This is a genomic window from Streptomyces sp. ActVer (assembly GCF_027270795.1).
Lineage (GTDB): Bacteria > Actinomycetota > Actinomycetes > Streptomycetales > Streptomycetaceae > Streptomyces > Streptomyces umbrinus_A.
The window spans coordinates 1-9106 of the sequence record NZ_JAPWHT010000416.1; the positions used below are offsets into that span (position 1 = coordinate 1).

The window sequence follows — 9106 nt, forward strand, 5'->3', positions numbered from 1 at the left end:
GCCGGTGCCGGTGCCGGTGCCGGTGCCGGTATCGAGGGAGGCACTGGTGCCAGCGCTGTAGGGCAGCATGCCCGCGATGCGGAAGCCGCCGTCCGCGGTGGGCCCGGTGTGCACCATGCCGCCGATGAGCCGGGCCCGCTCCTGCAGCCCCCTGAGCCCCTGGCCGCCGCTGATCACCGCCGGGGCGTCCGGCGCCCCGGCAGGCGCGGGCCCGTTGGCGACCTCCACCACCAGGCTGTCCGGTTCGTAGCGCAGGGCGAGGGTGATCGGGGCGCCCGGGGCGTGCTTGTGGGCGTTGGTCAGGCCCTCCTGGGCTATGCGGTACGCCGTGTGGCCCGCGGCGGGCGCCAACTGCCGTAAGGCGCCGGACCGGAGCAGTTCCACGGCCGCGCCCGCGGCCCGGGACGACTCGACAAGACCGTCGATGGCGGCGACCGCGCGGGAGCCGGGACGCCCGCCGTCCGTGTCGGCGGGCTCGGTGCGGTCGACGGGTTCGGTGGGTTCGGTGCGCTCTGTGTGTCCGGGCTCGGTGATGCGCACGTCGGGCCAGTTCCGGTTGTCGTCCCGTTCCTCCCGTTCCTCGTGGAGGATGCCGACGGCCTCGCGCAGCTCGCCCATCGCGGTGACGGAGGCGTCCCGCAGGATCCGTACGCCCTCCCGCTGTCGCTCCGTGAGATCCGGATCGACCTGCAGGGCGCCCGCGTGCACGGCGATCAGGGCGAGTTGGTGGCCGAGACTGTCGTGCATGTCCCGGGCTATGCGGCCCCGCTCCAGCAGGCGCGCCTGACGGGCCACCATCGTCTGCTCGCGCACGAGTTGGACGTTGTTCCGCTGCAGTGCGTCCAGCAGTGAGTGGCGCTGGGCCCGGTAGCGGGAGGCAAGGCCCGGCACGATCGACAGCGTGAGGAACAGGCCTGCGCTCAGCCCGAACGTGAAAGCCAGCGGCAGGTCGGAACCCGCGCCGAACTCGCTGCGGAACGACACCGCGGCATGCAGTACGAAAGCTGCGGCGAAGGCGGCGACCACCCGCCAGGGCTTCAGGATGCGGCTGCCCGCCGACCAGCTCGCGTAGACCAGCAGCGGCGCCGCGCCGGCCAGTTCCCCGGCCGCGGCCGCCGAGACGACCAGCACCGTCGCCGGCAGCGAGCGCCGGACCAGCGACAGCAGGGCGACGCCCGCGACGACGACGAAGGTCCGTACGCCGAACCCGGCCCCCGCGGCGTCGATCAGCCCGGCGAGCCCGGCGAGCACAACGGTGAGTACGGTCTCGCCGGTGATCCGCCCGCGACTCCAGGGCGACGCCGCGACAAGCCGACGTCGGAGCGGCCATGCGATGCGGGCGGTCTTCGCTTCGTCCAGTTCCACGGCCCGACGATAGGCAGTGCCCGGGAGCGCCCGCATCATCCCTGCGTCGCGCCGCCGAACGACGAAAGTGGACAACCACGGCCGGGGCGGACGCTGTCGGGGGCCGCCGGTGCCGTATCCGCGATATCCGCCGTCTCCGAAGGTCGCTGCGGACCGCGACTTCCGAGGACTGATCCGGGCAGGCCGTCGCGGCGACGATGGCTCAGCAGGACACAGTGCAGGCGACGAAAAAACGGGAGACGTCACGTGGACGACACGCAACTGCAGGCGCACGAGCGGTTCAACGTCCGGCAGAAGATGACCTTCATGGCCAACCGGTACGTGGTGACCGTGGCCCGTCCGGACGGTTCGGAGGGCGAGGTCGTCGCCTACGCCGAGCAGAAACGGACCGCGATCAAGGAAGAAATGACCGTCTACTCCGACGAGTCCAAGAAGAGTGTCCTGCTGACCTTCAAGGCCCGCCAGCTCCTCGACGTCGGCGCCACCTACGACGTACGCGACGAGACGGGCACCCCCATCGGCACGTTCCGCAAGGAGTTCGCCGCCTCGCTGCTCCGCTCGACGTGGAGCCTGGAGCAACCGGGCACGACACAACTGACCGGCCGCGAGCGAAACAGGGTGGTGGCCGTACTGCGCCGAGTCTGGGATTTCCTGCCGCTCGTCGATTTCATACCGTTCGCATGGCCGTACCACTTCGACTTCACCGAGGGCGACAAGCGGGCGATGTCGGTCGACAAGAAGTTCGGCCTCCGCGACCGCTACGTACTCGACATAGCGAACCCCGACCTCGACCGCCGCCTGGCCATCGCCCAGGCGGTGGCCCTGGACGCTCTCCAGTCACGCTGAGTGGCGGGCGTGGCCGACGAAGTCGCTCCACGCGGCGCCCGTGAACGTGAGTTGTGAGCGCTGCTTGTCCTTGGAGTCGCGGACGTGGATGGTGGCGGCGGGGATGGCTATCGCGACCTCGACGCAATCCGGCCCCTCGTTGCTGCTGTAGCTGCTCTTGAACCAATCAAGGGCGGTCATGTCTCTCCCAGTGCCTTCTCGATGAGGATCAGTGACTCCCGGGGAGTGAGAGCCTGGGACCGGATGATCCCATAGCGCATCTCAAGGGGCTGTACCTCTCTGGGATCGCTGATCAGGCGGTTGGAGGTCTGGCCCTCCTCGTGAGCCACCGTGTTGCCGTCCTGGAGCTTCAACAGACGGATCGGTCCGCCCATGCCCGCGTGGTCGTCACGATCCGTGGGCATCACCTGAATCTCGACGTGCCTCAACCTGCCGACCTCCAACAGGCGTTCGAGCTGCTGGCGTAGCACCATTTTGCCCCCGATGGGCCGCCGTAGAGTCACCTCTTCCTGGACGAAAGTGAGCGTCGGCCGGGGGATGCGCTCGAAGACGCTCTGGCGTGCCATACGCGCGCTGACGTGCCGGTCGATTTCGTCCTCCGTGTACGAGGGGCGCCGCATCGTGTACAGGGACCGTGCGTACCCTTCGGTCTGCAACAGCCCGTGCACGTAATGGTTGGAGTACGCGCCCAGCTCGACCGACTCGTCCTCCAGTTTCGCCAGATCCCGCACCTTCTTGGGATACCTGGCCTCGGTCACGTCCTTCTTCATCGCCGAGAGCTTGCCGCCCGCGTCGAGCACCTCGTCCGCCTTGTCGAGGAACTCGGGCTGGGGCACCCGCCGCCCCCGCTCCACCGACGAAACCATCTCCTCGCCGTACCCGATCGCGGCGCCGAACTCCGACTGTCGCATACCGGCGGCTTCCCGCCAGGCTTTGATCTGACGCCCGACGGCCTTGAGTACGGCCGCCGCTTCCTCGTCCTCCACAGGGCCACCTCTCCCACGTACGGACCGGACAACCGCGGATCGCATCCGTACCGCGCCCGGACAGTCACGCTGCGTACCGGCTTCGCCGCTGTTCAGAGTAGATGTACGCGGCCACGCTGAGTGACGTGAACAACGGAATCCATGCCCCCGCCCAACCGGTCCTCGCCGCCCGGCACTTCACGATCCTGCTCTCCTCGACCCGCCGCGGCGCCCGCCTCGCCCGCCTGCTCACGGAGCGCCAACTCGCGGAATGGGGAGCCGAGTCCGAGCCCGCACTGCACGTGGTGGCCGAACTGGCCGCGAACGCCGTACTCCATGGACGTGTCCCCGGCCGGGACTTCAGGCTGACGCTCCGGATCGACGAGGGCGGCGTGCTGCGCGTCGAGGTGACCGACGCCCGGGGCGACCGGCACCCGCGTATCAAGGGTCCGGTCGGTGACGGTGAGGAGTCGGGGCGCGGCCTGTTGCTAGTGGAGGCGTACGCGGACGGGTGGGGCGTGGCGGACGGCCCAGGGCCGGGCTACAAGACGGTCTGGGCGGAGGTGACGCCAGGTCACGGACCGGAGTGACGCCGGATCGTGGACCGACGTGACCCGGTAGGGCCGGACGCCAAAGAGAAAGAACCGGGGATAGAACCCAACCCACCCGACCGAGCCCGTCATCCACCGCACCGCCCGCGACGTCCTCGCCGGCCTCCGCACCCACGACCCCCGACTCCACCTCAGCGAGCAGGACGTACGCCGCCTCGCCCCCGCGGTGGCCGCCTGGCTGGAACGAGGCGTAGCCCCGGACGACGTACGGCGAGCCCTCGCGGCAGGCATGCCACAGGACGGCGTACGCCACCCGGCGGGCTTCCTGGCCCACCGCCTCACCGCGCTCCTTCCCCCACCCCTCCCCGCAGCCCGCCCAGAGCCACCCCGCCCGGCCCCTCTCCAGAACTGCGACGACTGCGACCGAGCCTTCCGAGCTGCGACACCGGGCCGCTGCCGAGGCTGCAGCACGACCCACCAGGCCCGAGCGACAGCGGCGGCTTAGGAAATGACGGAAGTGAGTCACGTGACCAGCGCCGTCCCGGCAGCCCTGCGCAGCCTCCGCCGGTACCGTACGAGGAGCGCCCCACCCGCACCGGAGGTCCCCGTGAGTGCTCAGAGCGACGGCCCGTACGGACCTCTGATCCCCATGCCCGAACTCACCCCTGACGCGCTACGGGCAGCGGTCGCCCGAATCGCACCCAGTCGGGTCCCGGCGCTCACCCAGCACCTCTTCGAGGCCACGACGAACGCACAGCAGACCCAGAGCCTCGCCCCGCTGCGGGCTTTCGTGCACTCGTGGGCCGTCTTCGTCGCGATCGAACGGCACCCGCAGCGCGCCGCCCGCCTCCACGAACTGGAACGGATCGTGGACGCGGGGGACCAGGAGCCGACCGAAGCCATCGCCGAGATCCGCGTGATCCGTGCGGCCGCCGAGGTCGAGGCGGGTCTGTGACGGACTGGTCCTGGGACTACAACCCAAGTGCCGAGTACATCACCGAAGGGCTGCCGCCCGGCGTCGTGGCAGAGGTCGAACGGCCCGCTACGGAGTTGGCCGCGCTCGGGCACGATGCCGTACGAGTGGGCAGACCCGTGGACAAAGAAGGCGGGCTGCGAGAGTTCGATCTCCTCGGTGGACGAGGATTCATCAGCTTCCTCGCGGTGCCTCGCCATGAGTGCGTCTACGTCTGCAACGTCACCTGGTACGGCTGAGTGGTCCGCCGGAGCGGTGCGGTTCCGGCGGACCGAGTGCGGGGTGCGGCCTACTTGCCGAGGTACGCGTCGTACACCGTCACAGACGACCTGTTGCCCTGCTTGTCGGTGATGTTGGCCCGGAAGGAGATGGACTTTGCCTTCGCCGGGTTTTTCACCGTGATGTTGCCGTTCTTGACGGGCGTCTTCGTCCAGGTCGTGCCGCCGTCGTAGGAGACGTGCACCGTAAGCGACTTGAGGTTGATGCCCGCCGCCGGGCCCTGGACTATCACCGGCACCACCGCCGTTTTATCGGCGGGAGTTCGGCCCGTCAGGTCTGTCTTTGGGGTGAAGCGAGCCGTGGAGATGGGGAGTTGGGCGCGGGTTGTGGTTTTGGCCGACCGGAACGTCCAGCTTGCGTCGACGCGGGTGGACGTCGTGGCGAGGGCGGGGTCTCGGCGGACCGACGTCGTCAGGCGGTAGTCGGCCGCGTCGGACGGGACCGTGAAGCCCTCGCCGTTGCCGTCCAGGGCGTCGGAGTTCTCCGTGAGTTTGACGCCGTTGCGGTAGAGGGTTGTCGTGACCGAGGAGTATCTCGTCCAGCCCGCGTGGTTGGCGTCGTCCGCGTGCAGGGGGAGTTCGCCGGTGATCGTGTCGGCGTCTCGGAAGATGCCCTCGTTGGTCGCCAGGCGCGGGCCCAGTACGCCCGCGTTGAAGCGCGTCTCGTACGTGGCTCCGCCCTTGAAGGCTCGGGGCTCGTCGAAGGTGTAGTACGACTCGGTGGGGGCGGTGCCCTCCTCGTCCGGGGTGCCGTACTGCAGGAAGAAGATGTCCCACTTGGTGTTGTCCGGCGTGGAGAGGTGGACCGTGCGGGTGCGTGGGAGGTCCTGCGGGCCGGTGATCGGGGAGATGCCGCCGAGTTCAGGGAAGTAGCCGGCCACGCCGATCTCGCCCCGCTTGCCCGGTGCCGACGCGCCCATACCGACCTTGACCGTGGCGAAGTCGGAGGGGCGGAGATGCTTGCGGTAACCGGTCGCGAGCTTGCGGGTGTTGCCGCCCAGCATGACGTCGTACTCGGTGTCGGTGCCCTTCTGCCACACGCCGATCCACTGCTGGTTCAGCGAGCCGGTGGTGACCTCCGGACCCAGATGCGCCGTCCGGAGGCTGTCGAACGTGTCGACGTCCACCCCGGTCTCGATGTTGTAGCCCTCACCCGCGTACCAGTACCGAGGTGCCACGAATGACGGCTCGGCCGAGCCGTCCGGCACGGTGATCGACACCGGCTTCGCCACGCGTGCGTCCGCCGTCACCGTCATGTCGCCGGTGACGTCCAGCCGCGGCTGGACCAGCCAGTCCGTGCCCGCGCGGGAGTCCTCGGGGTTCTCGGAGATCGTGGTGTCGAAGAGGTAAGTCCCCTTCGGTAGGCGGACCTTGACCGTGCCGGACGCGTCGTGCGGCTCGCGGTAGCTGCCGCGCGCGTCACCTGTGATGCCGGACAGGAACGACCAGTAGTCGGGCGTCGGCCGCCCGTCCCGGCCCACGAACTTCAGCGTCACGTCGTACGCCTCGGCCTCCCGCTTCACCACCGCGGCGGTGCGTACGGATTGACCGCCGTCCGTCGCCACGACGTACGCCGAATATGTGCCGTCCAGCGTTCCGCCGAGCCTCGTGTCCGTCGTCAGGTTCACGGAGGCCCTGCCGCCCGCCGGGACGGTCAGCGTCCTCGACCCGAGTGTGAAGAAGCGGGCCGGGGCGGCCCCGCCCTTCGGGTCGGTCGCCGTCACCGCGAGGTCGAGCGTGATGTCCGTCGTACCGAGATTCCTGTACGTGATCTCCTTCGCGACCGGGGTGTCGTCGGTGTGCGGCCACTGCTGCTCGCCGAAGTTCACGGACACCGGCTCGGCGACCACCGTCTGCGCGAGGGCCCGGTCGACGGCAATGCGGCCCGAACCCTGTTGGTACGGCTGGTAGTTGGTGCCGCCGGTTGTCGAGGCGGTCAGTGCGCCTTTCAGTTCGGCGTACGTCCAGTCCGGGTGCCGTTGCTTCAGGATCGCGGCGGCGCCCGCCACGTGCGGGGCCGCCATCGACGTACCGGAGATCGTCAGGTAGCCCTCCGGATTCTGGCCGACCTCCTGCTCGATGACGCTGCCCGGTGCCGCCGCGGCGGTGATGTCGACGCCGGGTGCCGTGACGTCCGGCTTGATGCCGCCGTCGCCGACGCGCGGGCCCCGGCTGGAGAACTCGGCGAGTTTGTCGTCGCCGTCCACCGCACCGACGGTGAGCGCGGCCTCCGCGCTGCCGGGGGAGCCGACGGTCTGCTCACCGGACTCGCCGTCGTTGCCCGCCGACACGGCGAAGAGGATGCCCTTGTCGGCGGAGAGCTTGTTGACCGCCGTTTCCAGGGGGTCGAGGCTCGGGGCGTCGCTGCCGCCCAGGCTGAGGTTCACGACGTCGGCGCCCTGTTCGGCGGCCCACTCGATGCCGGCGAGGATGCCGGAGTCGTCGCCGAAGCCGTTGTCGTCGAGGACCTTGCCGTTCAGCAGCTCGGCGCCGGGCGCGACGCCTTTGTACGCCCCGGCCGACTTGGCACCCATACCGGCGGCGATGGACGCCACGTGCGTGCCGTGGCCGTACTTGTCGGTCGCGTCGGGGGACGGGGTGAAGTTCCTGGCGGCCACCACCTGGTCCTTGAGGTCCGGGTGGGTCGCGTCGACGCCCGTGTCGAGGACGGCGATCCTCACGCCCTTGCCGTCGTACCCGGACGCCCAGGCCTTGTCGGCGCCGATCTGGGGGACGGACTTGTCGAGGCCGGCCTTGCGGACGCCGTCCAGCCAGATGTGGGCGATGCCGGACGCGGCCCGCGCGCTCCCGCCCTGCGCGTCCGTGACCGCCGCCCACAGGCCGGCCGGGTCCCCGGTGGTGACGGCCTCGGCGTTCAGCGACTTCAGCGTGCGGCGGACCTCGGTGCCGTCCGCCGCGCGTACGTCCGCCTTCGCGGCCCTCGCCGTGCCCTGGTAGCCGACGATCACCTTCAGGCCCCGCCCGTGGGAGGCCCGGACCGCCTTCCGGCTCAGCTCGGTGATGTCGAAGAGCCGCTGGTCGAGCCTGCCCGAGGCGATCAGCCGCTGCGCGTCGGCCGGCACGACCAGCGAGTGGCCGGACTCGGACTCCGTGAGCGTACGGATCGCGATGTGCTCACGGCCCTCGGCGCGCTCGACGCCGAGGACCCGGCCCTTCGCGTCGACGGCGACACGGTCACCGGTGATGAGCGTGACGCGATGCGCGACCGGTCCCTTCGCGGCCGCCCTCGCCCCGGCCTGCCCCGCCTGCCCGGCCTTCGTGGTCTGCCCGGACCCCGTGGATCCGCCTGCCGACGCCGGGCCGGTCATGCCCGCCGTCAGCGCCACCGCGGCTGCCGCGGCGACCGCGGTGACGTACGCCCTCTTCATCTGTCTGTTCACGTCTCCCCCTGGGGATGACAACAGCTCCCCGCGAACTCGGCTCGCGTGGACGGAAGTTGGTACCTCTCCAGGGACGTGAGTGGCGGGGCGGACAGTTGAGTTCCGGGGGAGAAGTCCATCGCGCGTACCGCTCGGTCCCGGCCGGCGGTACGCGGGACGGACCGGCTCGCGGCCCCCTCCATCGGACGACGGATGACCGGAGGGCGGACGGCAGAAGCGCGACCCCGCCTGCCAACTCCTAGGTCATCTCCGGCAGGCTGAGCCAGACTGGGCCCCGGACTGAAAGCGGACCGGGGGCGGACCGGGAGCGGCAAGGAGGCGGACGGGTGGCGCAGGCAGGACCGTCGAGGCAGGAGCTGATCCAGCAGGGCAACCGTGCCGGATTCGTCGGCCGGGACACCGAACGGGCCGCGTTCCTGCGGAACTTCGACCTCCGGCCCGGCGACCCCGGACAGCGTTTCCGCTTCCACGTGCACGGCACCGCGGGTGTCGGAAAGACCTTCCTGGTACAGGAGTTGCAGCACCTGGCACGCGAACGCGGGGCGCTCACCGCGTACGTCGACGAGCACGCCGGCAGCGTCCCGGAGGCACTGTCGGAGATCTGCGAGCAATTCGCCCACCAGGGACGGCGGTTGAAGGACCTGGAGCGGCGGCTGACCGCGTACCAGGACCGGCGGCACGAGGCGGAGGCGGCCGCCCTCGCCGCGCTCGCCGGCACCGCCGCCCT

The 9106-nt window shown here is 70.2% G+C and carries 9 protein-coding genes; 5 read left to right on the plus strand and 4 right to left on the minus strand.

All coding sequences use genetic code 11. The annotated features are described in order from the left end of the window. On the minus strand, window positions 1-1365 hold a 1365-nt coding region (locus O3Q52_RS42135; protein ID WP_332112995.1), incomplete at its 3' end, for a histidine kinase. Between the two features lie 297 nt (window positions 1366-1662). On the opposite strand from O3Q52_RS42135, the gene O3Q52_RS42140 reads away from it, so the two are divergent. Continuing rightward, on the plus strand, window positions 1663-2211 hold the full coding sequence (locus O3Q52_RS42140) for a hypothetical protein (protein WP_269653837.1): 549 nt from the start codon (window positions 1663-1665) through the stop codon (window positions 2209-2211). On the opposite strand, the gene O3Q52_RS42145 is transcribed toward O3Q52_RS42140, so the two are convergent. Further along, entirely contained in the window at window positions 2203-2391 is a 189-nt protein-coding gene (locus tag O3Q52_RS42145; RefSeq protein WP_269653831.1) for a DUF397 domain-containing protein, read from the minus strand. The genes O3Q52_RS42140 and O3Q52_RS42145 overlap by 9 nt on opposite strands. Further along, entirely contained in the window at window positions 2388-3197 is an 810-nt protein-coding gene (locus O3Q52_RS42150) for a helix-turn-helix transcriptional regulator (protein WP_189836988.1), read from the minus strand. Before O3Q52_RS42150 ends, O3Q52_RS42145 begins: the two co-directional genes overlap by 4 nt. A 125-nt stretch (window positions 3198-3322) precedes the next feature. Here O3Q52_RS42150 and O3Q52_RS42155 point away from each other — a divergent pair, with 125 nt between their 5' ends. The 3 genes from O3Q52_RS42155 (at window position 3323) to O3Q52_RS42170 (ending at window position 4939) form a co-directional block, all read left to right on the plus strand. Then, window positions 3323-3766: an ATP-binding protein gene (locus O3Q52_RS42155; protein WP_269653832.1), complete on the plus strand. Its 444-nt coding sequence runs from the start codon at window positions 3323-3325 to the stop codon at window positions 3764-3766. A 568-nt stretch (window positions 3767-4334) separates the two neighbouring features. After that, window positions 4335-4682, plus strand: coding sequence for a DUF6247 family protein (locus O3Q52_RS42165; RefSeq protein ID WP_269653833.1), 348 nt, complete (start codon window positions 4335-4337; stop codon window positions 4680-4682). Further along, window positions 4679-4939 carry a hypothetical protein gene (locus O3Q52_RS42170; RefSeq protein ID WP_269653834.1) on the plus strand — a complete coding sequence of 87 codons (261 nt, stop codon included), beginning with the start codon at window positions 4679-4681 and terminating at the stop codon, window positions 4937-4939. The genes O3Q52_RS42165 and O3Q52_RS42170 overlap by 4 nt, the downstream gene beginning before the upstream one ends. A 50-nt stretch (window positions 4940-4989) precedes the next feature. Here O3Q52_RS42170 and O3Q52_RS42175 read toward each other — a convergent pair whose 3' ends face one another. Further along, complete coding sequence (locus O3Q52_RS42175; protein ID WP_269653838.1) at window positions 4990-8367, minus strand: S8 family serine peptidase; 3378 nt, start codon at window positions 8365-8367, stop codon at window positions 4990-4992. Window positions 8368-8705: 338 nt separating this feature from the next. Between O3Q52_RS42175 and O3Q52_RS42180 the strand changes: the two genes are divergently transcribed. After that, window positions 8706-9106, plus strand: a 401-nt coding sequence (locus tag O3Q52_RS42180) for a BREX system ATP-binding domain-containing protein (RefSeq protein ID WP_269653835.1), incomplete at its 3' end; no start/stop codon positions are given.

Coding starts and splice junctions, on each gene's coding strand:
- O3Q52_RS42145 (WP_269653831.1), bottom strand. CDS start 2,391: ATGACCGCCCTTGATTGGTTCAAGAGCAGCTACAGCAGCAACGAGGGG.
- O3Q52_RS42175 (WP_269653838.1), bottom strand. CDS start 8,367: ATGAAGAGGGCGTACGTCACCGCGGTCGCCGCGGCAGCCGCGGTGGCG.
- O3Q52_RS42140 (WP_269653837.1), top strand. CDS start 1,663: ATGACCTTCATGGCCAACCGGTACGTGGTGACCGTGGCCCGTCCGGAC.